We start from the raw sequence: 20,261 nt of genomic DNA, 5'->3' as shown, positions 1-20,261 counted from the left end.
GGTAACCCTAGGCCTAGGCCTAGGCCCAAAACAACTGTTTAGAGCAGGCCCACGACGTTGTCATTGCCAGGTGCACCGAACGCCTGCTGTTTGAGAATGCTCAATTGATCTCGCACACGGGCGGCTTTTTCAAACTCCAGATTGCGGGCGTGCTCCATCATGAGTTTTTCAAGTCGTTTGATTTCGCGTGAAATGTCTTTCTCACTCATATCTTCGACTTGTGCGCGTTGCTGTGCATCACGCTCCAGCCGCTCGGCTTCTTTGCCCGCTTTCTCGCTGTAAACCCCATCGATCAGATCGCGCACCTGCTTCACGATACTGCGGGCGGTAATGCCGTGGGCTACGTTGTGCGCCAACTGCTTGGTTCTGCGCCGCTCGGTTTCTCCAATGGCGCGGGCCATGGAGTCCGTGAATTTGTCGGCATACAGAATGGCGCGCCCATTCAAGTTGCGGGCCGCTCGCCCAATTGTCTGAATCAGGGAGCGTTCTGACCTTAAGAACCCTTCTTTGTCCGCATCCAAAATGGCGACCAAAGACACCTCTGGGATGTCGATGCCTTCACGCAAGAGATTGATACCCACCAACACATCAAACGCGCCCAGCCGCAAGTCACGCAAAATCTCTACCCGCTCCACGGTATCCACGTCACTGTGCAAATAGCGGACCTTGACGCCGTTGTCGGTCAAGTAGTCGGTGAGCTGCTCCGCCATCCGCTTGGTCAAGGTGGTAATGAGCACACGCTCGTTCTTTTCAACGCGGATCCTGATTTCTTGGAGCACATCGTCCACTTGGCTTGTTGCGGGACGCACCTCCACCTCAGGGTCTACGAGGCCAGTCGGGCGCACCAGCTGCTCCACCACTTGCCCTGCATGGGCCTTCTCCCAGTCTCCTGGGGTAGCCGACACAAATACCACTTGCCGCATCTTGGTTTGGAACTCTTCAAACTTCAGCGGCCGGTTATCCAGCGCGCTAGGCAAGCGAAAACCATACTCCACCAAGGTCGTTTTGCGCGAGCGGTCGCCGTTGTACATGCCGCCAAACTGGCCGATCAACACATGGCTTTCGTCCAAAAACATCACGGAGTCTTTGGGCAAATAGTCCGTCAAGGTCGCGGGTGGTTCGCCGGGTGCGGCACCACTCAGGTGACGCGTGTAGTTCTCAATGCCCTTGCAATGCCCGACTTCGCTGAGCATTTCCAAATCAAAACGGGTGCGCTGCTCCAAGCGTTGCGCCTCGACCAGTTTGCCCTGCCCCACGAACTCTTTCACCCGGTCAGACAACTCGACCTTGATGGTTTCCACCGCAGCAAGCACACGGTCGCGCGGCGTGACGTAGTGGCTGCTGGGGTACACCGTAAAGCGTGGAATCTTTTGCCGAATACGCCCGGTCAATGGGTCAAAGAGTTGCAGCGACTCAATTTCGTCATCGAACAACTCAATACGCAAAGCCATTTCACTGTGTTCAGCGGGGAACACGTCAATCGTGTCCCCACGCACACGGAAAGCACCCCGTGAAAAATCCATATCGTTGCGCTGGTACTGCATGCGCACCAACTGAGCAATCATGTCGCGCTGCCCCATGGTGTCGCCCGTGCGCAAGGTCATCACCATCTGGTGGTAGGCCTCGGGCTGCCCAATACCGTAGATGGCCGAAACCGTGGCCACAATCACCACATCGCGCCGCTCCAAAATGCTCTTGGTACACGACAAGCGCATTTGCTCAATGTGCTCGTTGATGGCCGAGTCTTTCTCAATGAACAAGTCCCGCTGCGGCACATAGGCCTCGGGCTGGTAGTAGTCGTAGTAGCTGACAAAATATTCCACCGCGTTCTTAGGGAAAAACTCGCGGAACTCGCTGTACAACTGCGCCGCCAAGGTCTTGTTCGGGGCATACACAATGGCAGGACGCCCCAGGCGCGCAATCACATTGGCCATCGTAAAGGTCTTGCCAGAACCGGTGACACCCAACAAGGTCTGGAACACTTCCCCATCGTTGACACCCTCCACTAGCATCTCGATAGCAGTAGGTTGATCACCTGCGGGCGGATACGGCTGGTACAGCTCAAACGGAGAACCCGGATACCGGACAAACGTGCCCGTTTGAATCTCGGGCGTGTCGTCAGAAGATGCGATCGTGAGGGGCGTGGGGGCGGGCATGGGGAATAGGCAAATGGCGTGAGCCAAGCATTATCTGCCTTACACCGTTTCAATGCCCAGAAACACAAAGAGCCACTTGCGTGGCCCTTCCCTTCGTGACGAATGCAGTGTCTCAGTGCGCTTCGGCCATCTTGGCGGCTTCAATCACGCCACGCTGGTCTTCTTTGGCACCGTTGAAAAAGTAGTTCAAGACCACGGCGGCTAAGGTCGTCAGCAAAATGCCCGACTCGATCAAAGGATGGATGTTGTGCGGCATCCATTGCTTGAAGTTGGGTGCCACCAACGGAACCATGCCAATACCAAGGGAGATGCCGACGACCATGCCGTTGTTGCGGTTGTTCTTAAAGTCCACATTGCCCAAAATGCGCACTCCCGTGGCAGCCACCATGCCGAACATCACCAAGCCAGCACCACCTAGCACCACGGTGGGCAGCGACTCCACCAGAGCCGCCATTTTGGGCAAGACCCCAAGGGCAATCAAAATCACACCGCCGGCCACGCAGACAAAGCGACTTTTCACGCCAGTCACCGCCACCAAGCCCACGTTTTGCGAGAAGCTGGTGTAGGGGAAGGTGTTGAAAATACCGCCGATCAAGGTTCCCAAGCCATCTGTGCGCAGGCCACGGGTCAAAGCCTTGCGGTCTACCGGTTTGCCCGTCATCTCCCCCAGCGCCAAGAACATGCCGGTGGACTCCACCATCACGGTCAACATGATGAGCGTCATGGTGAAAATCAAAATCGGATCAAACACCGGCGTGGCAATCTCGAATGGCAGCACCAAGTCAAACCACGCGGCTTTGCTTACCTTGTCAAAGGTCATCGTACCGGTGGCGGCGGTCACTATGCCTCCAATCACAATACCCAAAAGCACGGCGATGTTGGCAATAAAGCCCTTGGCAAACTTCGTAATCAGCAGAATCGAGACGAGGACCAAAGCGGCAACACCCACCCCGCCCAATTCGGCGTATTTGGGGTTGGGAACCGAGGGTGCAAGCGCCAAGCCCGCGGGCACGGGAGGCAACGAGGCACCTGCGGCACTGGCCGCCGCTGTGGCGTCTGCCAACCACTTCGCATGCTCAGGATTCACGATGCTAGGCGCGGTGGGGCCAAACGGGTTGCCAAAAATCCAGTTAATGCCAACCCGCATCAGGCTTATGCCAATCACGGCAATCACGGTTCCGGTCACCACCGGTGGAAAAAAGCGCAGCAGGCTACTGATGAACGGCGCGATGAAGATGGAGATCAGCCCCGCCCCAATGATGGAGCCAAAAATCAGCCCGGCTCCCTCAACGCCAGGGTGTCCGCTTGCAATCGCCAGCATGGGGGCGACCGAGGCAAACGTCACCCCCATCATCACCGGCAACTTGATGCCAAACCACTGCGTGGCACCGAAAGACTGAATCAAAGTCACCAAGCCACAGCAAAACAAATCGGCGGAGATCAGCATAGAGACTTGCTCAGGACTGAGCTTGAGCGCCCGCCCTACGATCAAGGGAACCGCCACAGCACCCGCATACATCACCAGCACATGTTGCAGCCCCAAAGCTGTTAACCGCCCCATTGGCAGGTGTTCATCAACCGCCGCTACTTTCTCCGACATTGCGTTGTCTCCTCGTATTAGTTGGAATGGATACGAGGTCAAACTGTATACACTTTTGGAATACAGGCCACTAGATGCTTACCCTAATGGTGGCTATAAGAAAACGTAGATACCGAAATGAGGTTGGGCGGTCCCCAAAAAAGAAAGGGCCACTGTTGTGGCCCTTCTTGGTTTACTCCAGCACCGAGAAAATGCTGCTGTAGTCGTCCTTCCACAGCTTGAACCCCGGGGGTGCCTCGTAGGCACTCGCATGGGCCAGCGCAGAGCTTTGAAAGAACCCCATGTCGCTGCTGATCAAGGCCCAGCGAGAGCGCAGCACCAGCTTCTCGGGAATGCCCTGGGCATCAACCAAGCGCACGGCTTTGCCAAACTGCTGGGCCGCAGTCTGCACCACGGGGCGCAAGTCCAAGAAGCGGTTGGTGATGTGTACGGCCAACACCCCGTTTGGTTTGAGATGCCTCATGTACTGGGCGAACGCCTCTTGGGTCAACAAATGGATAGGCACGGAGTCGCCAGAAAATGCGTCCACGACCAGCACATCAAATTGCTGGCTTGGTTCTAACTCCAGTTGCAAGCGGGCGTCGCCCAATACGATGTCCGTCTTCGCTTGTGTGCGCGCCAGATAGCTGAAGTTCTTCTGGGCAATCTCTATGACCAGGGGGTCAATTTCGTACAAGCGCATGTAGTCTCCGGTGCGCCCATAGCTAGCCAGCGTGCCGACCCCCAGACCAATGACACCCACACGCAGCGGCCCCTGCGCCGCTTTGATTTGCAGCGCTTTGCCCACCCCACCGTCAGGGCTGTAGTAGGTGGTGGGCACATCCAGCTTATCGGGACTTGTGAACTGTCTCCCGTGGGTGATTTGCCCATGGAACATGCTGCGTGACTGGCGCTCTGCGTTGTGAAATACCTGCAAGGTGCCGTAAAAATTGCGGCGTGTCACCTCCGCGCCATCGGTTTCTTCTTGGTGGTCTTGCACGCGCAAATAGGCAATGCCAAGCAACATGGCGATGCTGCAAGCCCACGCAAGCTGACGCCAACGCGCGTGGAGGCTGGGTATCGAAGGAATCACCGCAAGGGCCGCCACCACGCCTGTAAGCACAATACCAACCGATAGCTCGTAGTTGCTATTAAAACAATATGGCGCAATCACGCCAACAAAAAAACCGCCTAACACGCCACCGACTGACAGCATCAGGTAATAGCCAGTGAGATAGCTGGGGTGCGGCTGCAGACGCGCCAATTCGCCATGGCACACCATGCAGGCCACAAAAAAGGCCGCGAGGTTGACGCCCATAGACACGGCAATAGGCAACTCACTGATGCCCAATGTCGGCAAGTACGCCAGCACCCACAAGCCCAGCACCAGCAGGGGCAAGAACACCTTGCGCTGGTACCAGCCTTGTGTGTCAAAACTCACAATGAATGACAGCAAATACAAAGCCAAAGGTGCCACCCAAATCATAGGAATAGGCGCTATGTTGGTGGTGAGGTAGCTGGTATCGGCCACCATCAAGATCGAAGGGCATGCCGCCAAAGCGGCCCACAATACTTTGTTGCTCCAACGCGGTGCAACACCGTGTAGCTCAGGGCTTGGCGCGGCTATCACCTGCCCACTGCGACCGCGCCACGCTAAGAGCCCGCAGGCCAATACAAAACATGCGAACAAGCCGGACCAAAGATACGACTGCCATTGCGTAGGGAACACAGGCTCAACGGCCAAGGGATACGCCAGCAAGGCCAGCATGGAGCCGAAATTCGACAGCGCAAACAGCCGGTAAGGCACCAAGCCTGCGCGCTCCCTGGCAAACCACGCTTGCAACAAAGGCCCAGTGGTGGAGAGTACAAAATAAGGCAAGCCAATCGACACCGTGAGCAAGCCCAAAATGCGCAAAGTGGGGTTCTCTGCGCCGGTGGGTTTCCAGTCCACGCTAGGCGCAATCGGAATCAGCAACACGCTCAAGAGCAACAAGCCGCCATGCACCAGGCTTTGCCGGTAAGGCGTCAGCTTGCGCACTACCCAGTGCGAGTAAAAGTAACCCAGCAGCAAGACCAACTGGAAGAACAGCATGCAGGTAGTCCACACCGCCGCTGAGCCACCAAACCAGGGAAGAATCATCTTCCCGATCAGCGGTTGCACCTGAAACAGCAGGAATGCACTTAAGAATATGGTCAAGCCATAGTGAATCGTCAGTCGCAGGTTCAAAGGCATGGGTCGGGGCTTAATGGGTAAAACACGTGCGCCACAGCGGCGAGCGCAGTGTAGCGACATGGCGTGTCTTGAGATGCACAGACCATGCCATGGTAGGCAAGGCGCACCGCCTTTACGGACGCCACTTGCTGAGCCAGGCCCCAAAAAACTAAGACGTACAGCGGGCGATGAAGTCACTCACCCAGCCTAGCTGGGTACTCACGTTAAGTGCAGGCGCGTGGCCGCACCCCGGCACCTCGATCACGCTCGTTAGCCCCCGACTCCCAGGGCCGCGCCGCAGCATGGCTTGCACGGTCTCCGGCAAGACCAGGTCAGACTCGGCCCCCCGCAAACACAGCACCGGTATTTGCAGCGCGTCGTAATGCTCCCAAATCAGGTAATCGTTAGGGTGCAAGGTGAACTGTTGCACCATGGCGGGGTCATAGTGCGGCGTCACACGGCCATCTGCCAGGCGTCGGGTGGAGGTCTCCGTCAAACGCCGCCACTGGGCATCGCTCAACCAGCCATACGGCTTGTAGACCTGACGGAAGAACGCCTCCAACTCCAGCACCGTGTCAAACGCTGGCGGCTCCCCCGCGTAGGCACGAATGCGGGCAATGGCAGCGTCCGCCAGTTGGGGCGCATTGTCATTGAGCACCAAGCTTTGAATACGGCCCTGCAAACGCGGCTCGAACAGACCCGACGCGCACACCGTGCCAATGGCCCCGCCCATGGAAGTACCCACCCAGTGTGCCTTGTCTATGTTCAAGTGCTCAAACAAGTCTGCCGCTATACGCGCATAGAAGCGCAAGCAATACTCTTGCGCCGGTGCCGGGCTCCACTGGCTCAAGCCCCGGCCAATCGTGTCCGGGCACACCACGCGGTAACCCAGAGCGCTCAGGTGCGCGGCCAGCTCATCCATGTCGCGCCCCGTGCGGGCCAACCCATGCCAAGCGATGACGGTGCGCTCGTGCTGCGCACCCCACAGCGTGTAGTGAATTTCGCGGCCCGCGCATTGCAGGTAGTGGGAGCTAAATGAACTCATGCCCGTGCCTCCAAGGCCTTGGCGCGCAAACGTCCCACCACGCCAGTCGGAAAGTAGTAGACCGACAACACAAACAACAAACCCAGCCACAAGAGCCAGCGGTCAGGCGACAACAAAGCCGCCAGCAGCGGAACGCTAGCCGTAGCCTCGCTGGCTATCCGCAGTAAGTCCTGCAAATAGCTCTGTGCCACCAAGAACAGCGCTGCGCCAATAGCCGCGCCATACATGGTGCCCATGCCGCCTATCACCACGATGAGCAGCACATCCATCATGATTTCAAACGACAGCGAAGTGTCTGGCCCGTTGTAACGCAGCCAAAGCGCCAGCATGGCCCCAGCCATGCACGCGAACAGCGCCGACAAAATACTGGATGTGGTGCGGTACACCACCACCCGGTAACCAATGGCCTCAGCCCGAAACTCGTTTTCGCGAATGGCTTGCAGCACGCGGCCAAACGGCGAGTTCACGATGCGCAGCAGCACCAGCAGCTGCCCCAGTGCCAGAGCAAAAAGCAGGTAAAAGCACAGCAAACGGCCATCCAGCGTCACGCCCCACAGCGGCTCGTCTGTGAACTCAAAACTCGGAGAGAGCAGCTCGGGCACCTTGAACGACAAACCGTCCTCCCCGCCCGTGATCTCCGACAGCTGCGAGGCCAGCGTCAAAAACGCCGACGCCACGGCCAAGGTAATCATGGCAAAAAAGATGGCCCGCACGCGCAAAGAAAACAGACCAATCACCAATGCCAATACCAGTGATAGCGCCAGCGCCCCCGCCAGCCCCACACCCAAAGCGGCCCATGTTGGCCCCATGCGCGTAGTCGCTACTGCAATGCCATATGCACCAATGCCAAAAAACATGGTGTGGGCAAAACTCACAATGCCGGTGTAGCCCAAGAGCAAATCAAAGCTGGCAACCAGCACCACAAACACCAGCACCTTGGCCGCCACGTTCAGCGCTTTCACGCCCGGAAACAAGAAAGGCGCACCCGCAAGTGCCACCAGCAAAAGCAGCAACACTACAGCCAATATGCGGCTGCGTGGCAGGTCATTGGAAAGAATGCGTTGCAACATACATGCACCTCATCGATTAGTAACTGGGTAGACGCCTTGCGGGCGCCACAGCAAGATGCCCACCATGAGCGCAATGTTGGAAAACAGCGCCAGCTTAGGGACCAAAAACCCGGTGTAATTGGCCATCAGCCCTACCAGCAGGGCACCAATCAAAGCCCCGCCGGTAGACCCCAAGCCGCCAATGATGATGACAATGAAGATGAGCACATTGACCTGTGCGCCCATCTGGGGTGTGACGTTTTGTTGGTACAAGCCCCACATCACGCCGCCCAAGCCTGCCAAGGCGCTGCCCACCACAAACACGCCCACAAACAAGCGATGAATGCGGTAGCCCATGGCCTCAACCATCTCACGGTCTTGCACACCCGCACGAATCAGCAGGCCAATCTTGGTGCGCGACAAGGTCCACGCCAGCGCAGCAAACACGCCCAGCCCCACCACCACGGCCAGTAGACGGTACTTCTCTATCGCGGCATCACCCCAGAGCACAGCACCGCGCAAGGCTTCTGGCAGGGGCATGGCCAACTGTGCGGGGCCCCACACCACCTTGATCAACTCCTCACCAATGATCATGCCGCCCATGGTGATCAGTATTTGCTTCAGGTGCTGTCCATACACCGGGCGCACGATAAAGCGCTCAAACGCCAAGCCCAGTGCGCCCGAGACACCCATGGCCACCAGCATGGCCACAAACACCGCCGCTAGGTTGCGCCACAGGTCTTGCGACCCCGTCCAGTCGCCCATGAGCGCCAGCACACTGGTGGCCACAAACGCGCCCATGGCAATGAACACGCCGTGGCCAAAGTTCAGCACATCCATCAAGCCAAATACCAGCGTCAAGCCCGAGGCGATGATGAACACAATCATGCCCATGGCCAGCCCCGCCACCGTGAGCGTGAGCCAGGTGCTAGGCGCGCCAATCAGCGGCAGCACGGCCAGCGCCAACACGGGCACCAGCAACAGCGGTTTGTAGTCAACGTTCAGCGCTTTCATAGGCTGCGCCCTCCTCTTGCGTCTGGCTTCGCCACGCTACGCTTTACTATATTTTTCATAGCTACCTGCGCAATATCCATGGGCGCCAATGGCACTTTTTGCTTGTTTTTCTTCATATCGCCAGCCCCAAAAGTTGCTGTTGCAGCGCCTCGTCTTGTGCCAGGGCTTGCATGCTGCCCGCGTGCACAACTTGGCCGTTGTCCATCACCGCCACATGGTCGCCCAAGCGTTTGGCAAAGTTGATGTTTTGCTCCACCAGCAAAATAGTGGTGCCCGTTGCCTTGAGCTGCGCAAAGGCTTCGATCATGTTGTTGATCATGGAGGGCGCCAAGCCCTTGCTAGGCTCATCCACGATCAGCAGTTGGCGCGGCTCCACCATGGCGCGGGATACGGCCAGCATTTGCTTTTGCCCGCCTGAGAGCTTGCCTGCGGGGTGGTTCCAAAACTTCTCTACCGCCGGGAACAGCGAAAAAATCCACTGCAGCCGCGTGCTGTCGATCTGGTTCAAACGCTTGGCTTGGCGGGCCGCCAAAAGCATGTTTTCCTTCACACTGAGGTCGGAAAAGATTCCCATGTTCTCTGGCACATACGCCACTTGGCGCGCCGCAATGTCTGGGGTGTTGGCAGCGGTAATGTCGTGTCCGTCAAAACGGACCGTCCCTTGCGAGGCTTTCCACAAGCCCATGATGGTGCGCAGCGTGGTGGTTTTTCCCGCGCCGTTGCGCCCCAGTAGCATGGTGAGCTGGCCGCGCGGCACAGACAGGTCAACCCCATGCAAGATGTGGTACGCGCCGATGTGGGTGTGCACACCCGAGAGTTCAAGGAGCTTGTTACTCATGCCGCCACCCCCAAGTAGGCCTGCTGCACTACGGGCGAGGCAATCACCTCGGCAGGGTCGCCATCGGCCACCAGTTCTCCGTTGTGCAGCACGATGATGCGGTCTGCCAGCTCGCGCACCACATCCATCTTGTGCTCCACCAGCAAAATCGTTTTGCGAGAGTCGGCTTTGAGCTTGCGGATCAAATTCAGAATCACCGGTGCCTCGTCATGGCTCATACCCGCAGTGGGCTCGTCAAACATAAACACGTCGGGCTCCAAGGCCATGAGCATGGCCACCTCTAGCTTGCGCTGGTCCCCATGGGGCAGGCTAGCCACCACGGCGTCTTGCTTGTCTAGCAAGGCCACTTGCTCCAGCACCTCTTGCGCCAAATCGACCAAGGCTCGGTGCTCGCTCCAAATGCTCCACAAGTTCAGACCACGCAAGTGCTTGCCTGCGCGGGCGGATTGCACCGCCAGCCGCACGTTCTCCAACACGCTGAGCTGTGGGAACAAGTTGGTGAGCTGAAATGCCCGGCCCAAGCCTGCCCGGGTGCGTGCAGACACACCCAAGCCCGCCAAACTTTGCCCGTGCAGGCGCACATCGCCCGCAGTGGCTTTGATTTGCCCCGAGATCAGGTTAAAAAATGTGGTCTTGCCAGCGCCATTGGGGCCCACGATAGCCGTGAGCGTGCCTGGGCTAAAGGTGCAGCTCACGGCGTTGACCGCCACGTGCCCACCAAAACGCACGGTCAAGTTTTGGGTTTCCAGCATGCAATGTTTCCAAGAGGCCAAAGACGCCCCGGGCGTAGGCACCGCAGTGCCAGCGCTTGGGGCAACTAGCGCACCGGGCCCTAAGCCAAACGGCGCGCCACACGCATAGGCTTAGCGCTTGTTGCGAATCGGAACATTCATCTCGTCCGCCTTGATTTCACGCACCAGCTCAGGCACGCCCCAAGCGAAAGCGGGGTCTACCTTGATCTTGAAGTGGTACATGCTTTGCAGCGCTTGGTGGTCTTCTTTGCGGAAGGTCATCTTGCCCTTGGGGGTTTCAAAACTCATGCCTTCCATGGTTTTGATCAAGGTGTTGGCAGATGCATCGCCCTTGCTGTTGTTCAGCGCAGTCACCACCGCCATGGCGGCACTAAAACCACCGGCGGTGAAGAAGTCTGGCGGAGCCTTGAACTGGCTGTAGTGGCGTGCCACCATGGCTTCATTCACCGGGTTCTTGGGGATCGAAAAGTAGTAGTAGGTAGCGCCTTCCATGCCGGGCAACTGCTTGTAGGCGGTCATGGCGGGCAAGATGTTGCCACCTGTGGCGATCTCAATGCCATAGCGCTTGAGGTCCATGTCCACAATCTTGAAGGGGTTGCCGCCTGCCCAAATGATGAAGATCACCTTGCGTCCGGGTTGGTCTTTGAGCTTATCAATCAGGCGTTGCGCACCGGCGGTGAAGTCGGTGGTTGCGGGCGGCAGGTATTCTTCATGCACCAGCTTGGCTTTGGTGATGGCTTCTTTGAATGCCTTCACCCCATCGCGCCCAAAGGCCGAGTCTTGTGCCATGGTGGCAATCGTCACGCCAGCTTTGTCCAAAGCGACTGCGTTAGAAATTGCGTCTTGCGAGCTATTGCGCCCCGTGCGGAAAATGTATTTGTTCCACTTGTCACCCGTGATGGAGTCCGCCACCGCTGGCTCCACCAAGAGGATTTTTTTGTACTCTTCGGCCACTGGCAGCATTGCCAAAGCCACGGGAGAGGCGGTGGGGCCCACGGCCAAGTCCACCTTGTCATCCCCGTAGGCGGCAGCCAGCAAGCTCTTGCCCAAATCGGGCTTGCCTTGGTCGTCTTTTTCAATCACCACCAGCTTCTTGCCGGCCACTGTCATGGTGCCATTGGTGGCGTAGTCCAGCCCCATCATGAAGCCGGTCGCCGTTTGGCGGCCATAGGCCTCAAGCGGCCCTGTTTTGCTGTAGATGTGCGCGATCTTGATTTCTTTGCTCTGGGCCCACGCCCCAGCACCCATAACGGCCAAACCGAGGCCCAAAGCAGAAGCAATCACACCTCGGCGTGATGCCCACGCAGCCCATTGAGAAACTTGCATACCGGTCTCCTGTATTTTTTGATGGAACGCACTGTATTTGCACAAAGCGTGCCACGCGCACCATGGGGGTGCGCTACAGGGAAGGCCGCTTTGTTTGGAGCAAATAGCCACCAATTCGTCTAACTTTTAGACATCCATTGACTAATAATTAAACATACGCACAAATTTCAGACAAATTAAACCTGTGTCGCATCAGTCCAAAGTCTGCCGATAGCGCTTAAGAGCCACGGTGCCTGCCACCAGCAAAAACAAGAGCATGGGCCACAGCTCGGGCCAGAGCTGCGTGAAGGTATTGCCCTTGAGCAAGATGCCCCGCACGATGCGCAAAAAATGCGTCAGAGGCAGTATTTGGCCGATGTACTGTGCCCACTGCGGCATGGCCCTGAACGGGAACATAAAGCCCGACAGCAAGATGGAGGGCAGGAAGAAAAAGAAGGTCATTTGCATGGCCTGCAACTGGTTTTTGGCAATGGTGGAAAAGGTAAACCCCACCCCTAAGTTGGCCACGATGAATACGCCAATCAAAGCCAGCAAGAGCGGCATGCTGCCCACCATGGGCACCTCAAACAACACAAAGGCCGCGCCCAAAATCACCCCAAGCTGCACATAGCCCATCACCACATAGGGCAGTATCTTGCCCACCATCACTTCGCTAGGGCGAACGGGGGTAGCCAGCAGGTTTTCCATGGTTCCGCGTTCGCGCTCGCGGGTCATGGCCAATGAGGTGAGCATCACCATGGTCATGGTCAAAATCGTACCCACCAAGCCCGGCACGATGTTGTAGCGCGAGAGCCCCTCAGGGTTGTAGCGTTTGTGCACCCGCACCTCAAACGAAGGTGCAACACCTCCCAAACCGCGCAGCGCGCCCGGCAAATCATGCGCAATGGCTTGGGGCACCAAGGCATTGAGCGCTGCAATCGCGTTGCCCGAGGCACTGGGGTCGGTCGCATCGGCAGACACCAAGAGCGCAGGCTTTTCGCCCCGCATCAAGCGGTGAGAAAAATCGCCAGGGATGACTACCATGAACTGCACCTCTCCGGTCTCTACCAGCGCTTCCGCCTCACGCTCGTTGGTCAGCACATGGTCCACCCGGAAGTAACCGGTGTTTTGCAAAGCGGCCAGCAAGCCACGCGCCATAGGGCCGCTGTCGGTACTCACAATGGCGGTGGGCAAACCTTTAGGGTCGGTGTTGATGGCGTAGCCAAAAAGCACCAACTGCAAAATGGGCACTCCCACCGCCATGCCAAAGGTCAGCCGGTCGCGCATCATTTGTTGAAACTCTTTGATGAACACCGCCAGCATCCGGGCCCAGCTAAAGTGGCTTGACCATGCGGCGCTCATACGAAGTTGTCCTTGGCTTGGTCCACCAAGCGCACAAAGGCATCTTCCAAGTCCGTGGCGCCCGCGGCTTGCACAATAGTGGCAGCCGTGCCCTGCGCCAGTATGGTTCCGTACGCGATGTAGACCAATCCGTGGCAGCGCTCTGCCTCGTCCATGTAGTGGGTCGACACCAACACCGTAATGCCCTGCTCCGCCAGTTGGTGCAGCTGCTCCCAAAACTCGCGCCGCGCCTTGGGGTCCACCCCAGCGGTGGGCTCATCTAACAGCAGCAGGCGTGGCGAGTGGATCAAGCACGCCGCCAGCGCCAGCCGCTGCTTCCAGCCGCCTGACAAAGAGCCCGCCAGCTGCGCGTGGCGCGCACCCAAACCCAAGCGCTGCAGCGCGCCGTCTACCGCCTGCTTGCGATGAGGCAGCTCAAACAAGCGCGCAACAAAGTCCAGGTTTTCTCGAATCGACAAGTCGTCGTACAAACCAAACTTCTGGGTCATGTAGCCCACTTGCCGCTTGATAGCGGCGGCGTCCTTCATGATGTCCAGCCCCAGGCAGGTGCCACTGCCCGCATCCGGGGTAAGCAGCCCGCAAATCATGCGGATGGTGGTGGTTTTGCCACTGCCGTTGGGGCCTAAAAATCCCACAATGCGCCCAGCCTCAACCTGCAGCGCGATGTTGTTGACCACAGCCCGCCCGCCATAGCGTTTGGTCAGGCCGCGCACGTCAATGGCCAAAGAGCGCGCTGTATCGGCAGGCCCATCCGCTCCTAAAAATGTAGCTGCTTGCGCAGTAGCTGTGGGCGCCAACACGCTATTTCGCCTGTACAGGGGGCGCAACATCGGGGCGCACATCCAAGGGCTGGCCGGGTTTTAGCCGCACGGCATCGGCAGCGCTGGGTTGCGCTTCGGCCATGAACACCAGTTTGCTGCGCTGGGCGTTGGAGTAAATCACCGGTGGGGTGAATTCTGGCTGTGTGGCAATGCGGCTGATCTTGGCCGCCATGGGTTTGCCGCAGCCGTCGCACGCCAACCAAACCGCTTGCCCCATCTGAATGCCCCCCAGGTCTGCCTCTGGCACAAAGAAGCGCGCCTTGATGTTGGCTGGCGGCAGCAGCGACACCACCGGTTGCCCCGCCCCTACAAACTCCCCGCGCTGAAAGAACACATCGGCCACCAAGGCATCCGCTGGGGCTGTTTGTTGCTTTTGGCCAGAGCGCCATTGGCTTTGGCTCAAGGCTTCACGCGCCGCTTGGGCATTGGCGCGTTGGGCAAAAATCTCTTCTGTGCGCCCAGGTAGTTGTGCCACCTGCAAGGCGGCTGTCAGCTCGGCCACGCGGGCACGCGCTTGGGCCACGGCCGTGGCGGCATCGTCGGCCCGCGCCTTGCTCACAAAGCCTTGGGCCAACAGCTGTTGTTGGCGTTGCAGGTCGCTGTTGGCTAGCACCTCTGCCGCACGCGCTTGGGCCAGTTGTGCCTGGGTCACCGCCAGCTCTTCGCGCCGCTTGCCGCTGCCCAGGTTGTTGGCCTGCGCCAGCGCCGCTTGCGCCCGGGCCTCGGCCTCTTTTTCTGCCAATTTTTCGCTGGACGCGTCTAGGTTAAACAAGGCAGCGCCTTGGCGCACGCTCTCGCCGGCGCGCACCGCCACACCCTCCACGCGACCGGCAATGGGGGATGACACATACACATAGTCACCCTCCGCATAGCCCGACCAGGCTGCTGGCGGCTTCTGCGTGCATGCGCCAAGCAGGCCCAAGGCTGCAGCGCTGGCGCAGACCAGCTGGGTCAACTTCATCTTCAGGTTCTGCATGGCATCTCACCGTGGGTTAGACAGACCGACACCGCACGAGCATAGGGCACGCACTGCCCCAGAACCTTGCCTTAGGTCAAACGCTGGTACAAAGTTGCCCGTGAAATTCCCAATGCTTTGGCCGCAGCAGCTTTGTTGCCTTGGTGGGCCTGCAGCGCAGCGGCAATGGCGGCTTTTTCCAAGTCGGCATATTGCTGCGCCAAGGGCCGCAGCAGTTGGTCGGGATCGAGCGCTTGCGCAAGGGGGGGCGTGGGCATTGGCACGGGCAGCAAAGCTTCAACACCCGAGTCCCGCAGCACGGCCTGCACGTCAGAGGCATCAATGCGTGGGCCGTCACAGCGCATGGCCACTTGCTCCAGCACATTGCGCAGCTCACGGATATTGCCGCGCCAAGGCTGCGCTTCTAGCAATGCCAGCGCTTGTGGCGTGAGTTCCGGCGGGGCTAAGCCGCTGCGCAGGGCCACGTCTTCGCCCAACACTTCTAGAAGCGCCGCAATGTCGCCACGGCGTTCGCGCAGCGGGGGCACGCGCAGGGGCAACACGTTCAAGCGGTAAAACAAGTCTTCTCGAAACAAACCGTCGCGCACCAGCTTATTCAAGTCGCGCGAGGTAGCGGCAATCACCCGCACATCAATGGGAATCAGTTTGTTCGAGCCCAGCGGCTCAATCTCACTCTCTTGCAGCGCGCGCAGTAGCTTGGACTGCAAGGCCAGTGGCATGTCGCCAATCTCGTCCAAGAACAAAGTGCCTCCGTGGGCCAGCTTGAACTTTCCGTCACGCCCCTTGCGGTCTGCGCCAGTGAACGCACCAGGCGCAAAGCCAAAGAATTCGGCCTCCAGCAAGGTATCGGGCACTGCCGCAATGTTCACGCTAATCAATGGGCCTTTGGCCCGGCCCGAGGCGGCGTGGATGGCGTGGGCCAGTAGCTCTTTGCCGGTTCCCGTTTCACCCAGCAACAGCACCGGGCTGGACGACTGCGCTGCACGGCGCGCTTGGCGCTTCACCTCTACCGCAGCGGGGCTCAGGCCAATAAAGCTGGCAAAGGTGTACTTGGCTTGCCGCAGCCCAGGCGCTTGCAAACGCTGGGAGGCCAGCTCGCGGCGGGCATCATCCAAGTCGCGCTGCAAGACCGTGAATTTTTCTACCAAGGGTTGCAAAGTGGTTTCCGCATGGTCAAACAGCACAATGCCCAAAGCACCTATGACTTGGCCTGCAGCGTCCCGCACCGGGATGCGGCTCACCACAAAGGTACCAGCCCGGTTAGTGAGCAAGTCAATCAAAATAGGCTTGCCTGTTTCCAGCACCTGGTCCATCTGGGTGTTTTGCACCACCTTGGACACGGCGTGGCCCACAAAATCTTCTTCGCGGGCAAAGCCCAGCGCGGGCAAGAAGCGCTTGTACTGGTCGTTAATCCACACCACCCGGGCCTGGCGGTCTACCAGAATCATGCCCTCGCTGGCATTGGCAAACAGCTCAAACATGGAGCGCGCCGCCAGTTCCAAAATGCTTTGGGCGTCGCGTGGGAGTACATCGGGTTTTGGCATGCGCAGAATGTTACATGCGCGTTGCCAAGTCCCAGCCCGTGCGCGCCAGCGCTTAGGGAATAATCGCGCACCATGCGCCGCCTATCCGCTAGCCCACTAGCTTCCTTTGTTCAGTCCACCCCACTGCGCGCCTGTGCCATGGCTTTGGCCGCTGCGCTCACCAGCACGCCACCACATGCTGCTGACCTCGCTACCACGAAGGCCTGCCGGGTCGATGGCATTGCCAATGAAGTGCAGTGCGGCACTATTGCGCGCCCGCTGGACCCCGCCAAGCCCGATGGCACGCGCATTGACATTCACTTCATCGTGGTGCCCGCCTTAGCGCGCAACAAACAGCCAGACGCCGTGCTCATGCTTGCAGGTGGCCCCGGCCAAAGTGCTGTTGGCGTGGCACCGGCCATGCTGCCCGCGCTGGCACGACTCAACTACCGCCGCGACCTGGTGTTTATTGACCAGCGCGGCACTGGCCAGTCCGCCCCGCTGCAATGCCCCGATGACGCCACGCTGCCCTTGGCCGAGCAGCTGGACACTGCCGCACAAGTGCGCAGGCTGGCGCAATGCCGCGAGGCGCTTGGCAAGCTCCCCTATGGCGACCTGCGCATGTTCACCACCACCGTGGCCATGCAAGACTTTGAAGCCGTGCGCCAACACCTGGGCGTGCGCCAGTGGAACTTGGTGGGCGCTTCGTATGGCACCCGCGCCGCGCTCGAATACCAGCGCCAGTTCCCCGCCCAAGTGCGGCGCTCGGTGTTGGACGGCGTCGCCCCGCCCGACATGGTGCTGCCTGCCAGTGCCTCGGCCGACAGCCAAGCCGCGCTCGACGCCATGTTCACCGCCTGCGAGCAAGAACCACGGTGTGCGCGCCAATACCCAGCCCTGCGCAGCCAGTGGGCCGCGCTCCTGCAAAGCCTGCCCAAGCCCGTGGGCGTGCAGCACCCCAGCACCGGCGTGCCAGAGCGCATCCCACTCACCCGCGCTTTGCTGCTGCGCAGCGTGCGCGCACCTTTGTACGTGCCTGCTTTGGCGTCGGCATTGCCAGCGGCTATCGCAGCCGCGAGCCAAGGTCGTTTTGAAGGTTTGCTGGGCTTGGGCAGTGCGCTGGGTGGCAACAAAGCGGGCCGCGTTGCCATGGGCATGCACCTGTCGGTGGTGTGCGCCGAAGACATGCCACGCCTAAGCGCTTCTGCAGACCCACCCGGCGTCAGCTTTGGCCGCGATGAAGCTACCTACTACCAAGCCATGTGCCAAGACTGGCCGCGCGGCAGCGTGCCCGAGGCGTTTTATACCGTGCCCCCCGCCCAGTCCCCCGTGCTCTTGCTCAGTGGCGGAGCCGACCCCGCCACACCCCCACGGCATGGTGCCCGCACGGCACAAGCCTTGGGCGCTGGCAACGCGGCCTTGGTACAGCACCTAGTGGTGCCCAACGCAGGCCACGGCATTGCCACGCTAGGGTGCATGGGCGATGTGGTGTTTAAGTTCATTGACGCCAACACCCATGCCTCCGCCTTGCCGCAAGACGCCAGCTGCGCACTGCGCATTCCGCGCCCCGGCGTATTTCGCCCCAGTGGCGCCGACAGCGCTGCGACCACAGTGGCCACACCATGATTAGCATTGATCAAGTTAGCAAAACATTCTCCGCCCGCAGCGCTGGCGGCTGGTTTGCGCGCGGCCGCAAGCAGCCCGTGCATGCTGTGCAAAACGTGAGCGTGCAAGCCGCCAATGGCTGCATCACGGGGCTGCTGGGTGCCAATGGTGCAGGCAAAACCACCACCTTGCGCATGCTAGGCGGCTTGCTCCTGCCAGACAGTGGCCACATCACCGTAGACGGCATCTCGGTGGCCCAAGCGCCGCGCCAAGCGCTGGCGCGCATGGGCTTGCTGGGTGACGCGCACGGCCTGTACCCCCGGCTCACCGCCCGCGAAAACATTGTCTACTTTGGCCGTCTGCAAGGCATGACGCCTGAGGCCGCCCATGCCCGGGCTGACGAACTCTCGCGCCTGCTCGACATGGCGGGCATTTTGGAGCGCCGCACCGAGGGCTTTAGCCAAGGCGAGCGCATGAAAACCGCGCTGGCACGCGCCTTGGTGCACGACCCCGCCAACATTGTGCTGGACGAACCTACCAACGGGCTCGACGTGCTAGCCACCCGCGCCCTGCGTGAGGCCTTGCGCCATCTGTGCTCGCCCGAGGGGGGCAGCAAGTGCGTTGTGCTGTCCACCCACATCATGCAAGAGGTAGAGCTGCTGTGCGAGCAGGTGGTGGTGGTGTCGCATGGCCGCAGCGTGGCCACAGGCACGGTGCCCGAGTTGCTGGCCCAAGCACAAGCCGCGCGCTTTGAAGACGCGTTTGTCACCCTCGCCTTTCCCCAAGCGCAATCACACGCTGGAGCCGCCGTATGAGCACCGGTACCCCGTCGTTTTTGCGCCACTGCTGGGTGGTCTTTGCCAAAGAAGTGGTGGACGCACTGCGTGACCGGCGCACCCTCTTGCGCCTTTTGGTGCCAGCCGTACTCATGGGGCCGCTGTTGATGCTGGCCTTGTCGGGCTTGGTGGCATCGCTGCAAGAGCGCGCCGAAAAGCGCGAGGTCTTGGTGGTGGGCATGGAGCACGCGCCCACGCTGCGCAACTTTATAGAGCGCCAAACCTTCACCCTCAAAGCCGCCCCAGCGGACTACGAGGCCAAGCTGCGGGCCACCACCTTGCTAGAGCCCGTGCTGGTGATAGGCCCGGACTTTGAAGACGCGCTGCAACGCGGCGAGCGCCCCACGGTGGAGGTGGTGAGCGACAGCGCCAACCAGCGTGCCAGTGCGGGCGTGCCCAGCATTGCGCGCTTGCTGCAAGGCTTTAACCGCGAGCGTGCCACCTTGCACTTGGCCTTGCGTGGCGTGCCTGCCGACATGCTGCAGTCAGTGCAGGTGCAAGAGCGCGACCTGGCCAGCACCCAAGCCCGCGCCGCGCGCATGACCGGCATGATCCCCATGTTCATCATCATGGCCGTGCTGTATGGCGCGCTCACTGCGGCACTGGACAGCACCGCCGGTGAGCGCGAGCGCGGCTCGTTAGAGCCCTTGCTCATGAACCCCGTGCCGCATTTGGCGCTGGTGCTGGGCAAATGGGGCGCAGTGGGCCTCTTGGGCATGGCCGTGGCCTTGCTCTCTAGCCTGAGCTTTATCCCGGCGCAGTGGCTGCTGCAAAACGACAGCCTGCAAGCCATGTTTCAGTTTGGCGGGTGGGAGGTGGTGGCGTTTTTGGCCCTGCAGCTGCCCCTGGCCGCCAGCATGGGCGCTGTGCTCATGGCGCTGGCCATTCGCTCCAAAACCTTCAAAGAGGCCCAGGCCGGTAGTGCCTTGGTCGTCACCTTGGTGGGCCTAGCGCCCATGGTCAGCTTGCTCAACCCCAGTGGCGATGCCGCTTGGTACCTGTGGGTGCCAGGCTTGGCGCAAAACACCCTGATGATGCTGGTGCTCAAGGGCGAGGCCCTCACGGTGGCGCGCGTGCTGCCCGGTGTGCTCACCGGGGTTTTGATCACGCTGGCCTGCCTGCTTTTTGTGGCCCGATCCATGCGCTTGGCCGCTGCGCGCTAATTGACCGACAATCACCCCCTTGACC

At 59.8% G+C, this 20,261-nt stretch carries 15 protein-coding genes and 1 pseudogene; 3 read left to right on the top strand and 13 right to left on the bottom strand.

Annotated elements, in window-relative coordinates; all coding sequences use genetic code 11:
- Nucleotides 1-38: 38 nt before the first annotated feature.
- From uvrB to EXZ61_RS08205, 13 genes and pseudogenes are all read right to left on the bottom strand, one after another.
- The gene (gene uvrB, locus EXZ61_RS08265) at nucleotides 39-2,156 is read right to left on the bottom strand and encodes an excinuclease ABC subunit UvrB (RefSeq protein ID WP_237219129.1); all 2,118 of its coding nucleotides are present in this window, start codon (nucleotides 2,154-2,156) and stop codon (nucleotides 39-41) included.
- 112 nt (nucleotides 2,157-2,268) lie between these two features.
- Nucleotides 2,269-3,756 (bottom strand): nucleobase:cation symporter-2 family protein, encoded by a 1,488-nt coding sequence (locus tag EXZ61_RS08260; RefSeq protein ID WP_142810811.1) that lies wholly within the window; start codon nucleotides 3,754-3,756, stop codon nucleotides 2,269-2,271.
- Nucleotides 3,757-3,928: 172 nt separating this feature from the next.
- Entirely contained in the window at nucleotides 3,929-5,968 is a 2,040-nt protein-coding gene (locus EXZ61_RS08255; RefSeq protein WP_142810809.1) for a fused MFS/spermidine synthase, read from the bottom strand.
- Nucleotides 5,969-6,116: 148 nt separating this feature from the next.
- Complete coding sequence (locus tag EXZ61_RS08250; protein ID WP_142810807.1) at nucleotides 6,117-6,992, bottom strand: alpha/beta fold hydrolase; 876 nt, start codon at nucleotides 6,990-6,992, stop codon at nucleotides 6,117-6,119.
- Nucleotides 6,989-8,062, bottom strand: a complete 1,074-nt coding sequence (locus EXZ61_RS08245) for a branched-chain amino acid ABC transporter permease (protein ID WP_142810805.1) — start codon at nucleotides 8,060-8,062, stop codon at nucleotides 6,989-6,991. The genes EXZ61_RS08250 and EXZ61_RS08245 overlap by 4 nt, the downstream gene beginning before the upstream one ends.
- Nucleotides 8,063-8,071: 9 nt before the next feature.
- Nucleotides 8,072-9,055 carry a branched-chain amino acid ABC transporter permease gene (locus EXZ61_RS08240; protein WP_142810803.1) on the bottom strand — a complete coding sequence of 328 codons (984 nt, stop codon included), beginning with the start codon at nucleotides 9,053-9,055 and terminating at the stop codon, nucleotides 8,072-8,074.
- Between the two features lie 112 nt (nucleotides 9,056-9,167).
- A complete protein-coding gene (locus tag EXZ61_RS08235; protein ID WP_142810801.1) occupies nucleotides 9,168-9,893 on the bottom strand; it encodes an ABC transporter ATP-binding protein in 726 nt (241 codons plus the stop codon).
- A complete protein-coding gene (locus EXZ61_RS08230; protein ID WP_142810799.1) occupies nucleotides 9,890-10,645 on the bottom strand; it encodes an ABC transporter ATP-binding protein in 756 nt (251 codons plus the stop codon). Before EXZ61_RS08230 ends, EXZ61_RS08235 begins: the two co-directional genes overlap by 4 nt.
- A gap of 111 nt (nucleotides 10,646-10,756) precedes the next feature.
- On the bottom strand, nucleotides 10,757-11,893 hold the full coding sequence (locus tag EXZ61_RS08225) for a substrate-binding domain-containing protein (protein ID WP_237219171.1): 1,137 nt from the start codon (nucleotides 11,891-11,893) through the stop codon (nucleotides 10,757-10,759).
- Between the two features lie 270 nt (nucleotides 11,894-12,163).
- Nucleotides 12,164-13,312, bottom strand: coding sequence for an ABC transporter permease (locus EXZ61_RS08220; protein WP_142810795.1), 1,149 nt, complete (start codon nucleotides 13,310-13,312; stop codon nucleotides 12,164-12,166).
- A gap of 59 nt (nucleotides 13,313-13,371) precedes the next feature.
- Nucleotides 13,372-14,112, bottom strand: a pseudogene (locus tag EXZ61_RS08215) (ABC transporter ATP-binding protein); the annotation flags it as partial.
- A 1-nt stretch (nucleotide 14,113) separates the two neighbouring features.
- Complete coding sequence (locus EXZ61_RS08210; RefSeq protein WP_142810791.1) at nucleotides 14,114-15,109, bottom strand: HlyD family secretion protein; 996 nt, start codon at nucleotides 15,107-15,109, stop codon at nucleotides 14,114-14,116.
- A 71-nt stretch (nucleotides 15,110-15,180) separates the two neighbouring features.
- The gene (locus EXZ61_RS08205) at nucleotides 15,181-16,653 is read right to left on the bottom strand and encodes a sigma-54 interaction domain-containing protein (RefSeq protein ID WP_142810789.1); all 1,473 of its coding nucleotides are present in this window, start codon (nucleotides 16,651-16,653) and stop codon (nucleotides 15,181-15,183) included.
- Between the two features lie 72 nt (nucleotides 16,654-16,725).
- Here EXZ61_RS08205 and EXZ61_RS08200 point away from each other — a divergent pair, with 72 nt between their 5' ends.
- The 3 genes from EXZ61_RS08200 to EXZ61_RS08190 are packed head-to-tail and all read left to right on the top strand — an operon-like array spanning nucleotide 16,726 to nucleotide 20,236.
- Complete coding sequence (locus EXZ61_RS08200) at nucleotides 16,726-18,258, top strand: alpha/beta fold hydrolase (protein WP_142810787.1); 1,533 nt, start codon at nucleotides 16,726-16,728, stop codon at nucleotides 18,256-18,258.
- Nucleotides 18,255-19,052, top strand: coding sequence for an ABC transporter ATP-binding protein (locus EXZ61_RS08195; protein WP_142810785.1), 798 nt, complete (start codon nucleotides 18,255-18,257; stop codon nucleotides 19,050-19,052). The genes EXZ61_RS08200 and EXZ61_RS08195 overlap by 4 nt, the downstream gene beginning before the upstream one ends.
- A complete protein-coding gene (locus tag EXZ61_RS08190) occupies nucleotides 19,049-20,236 on the top strand; it encodes an ABC transporter permease (RefSeq protein WP_142810783.1) in 1,188 nt (395 codons plus the stop codon). The genes EXZ61_RS08195 and EXZ61_RS08190 overlap by 4 nt, the downstream gene beginning before the upstream one ends.
- Nucleotides 20,237-20,261: the final 25 nt, after the last annotated feature.

Source organism: Rhodoferax aquaticus (assembly GCF_006974105.1).
GTDB classification, from domain to species: domain Bacteria; phylum Pseudomonadota; class Gammaproteobacteria; order Burkholderiales; family Burkholderiaceae_C; genus Allorhodoferax; species Allorhodoferax aquaticus_A.
Note: the sequence above shows the minus strand (reverse complement) of the source record. Positions and strands in the feature narration are given on the sequence as shown.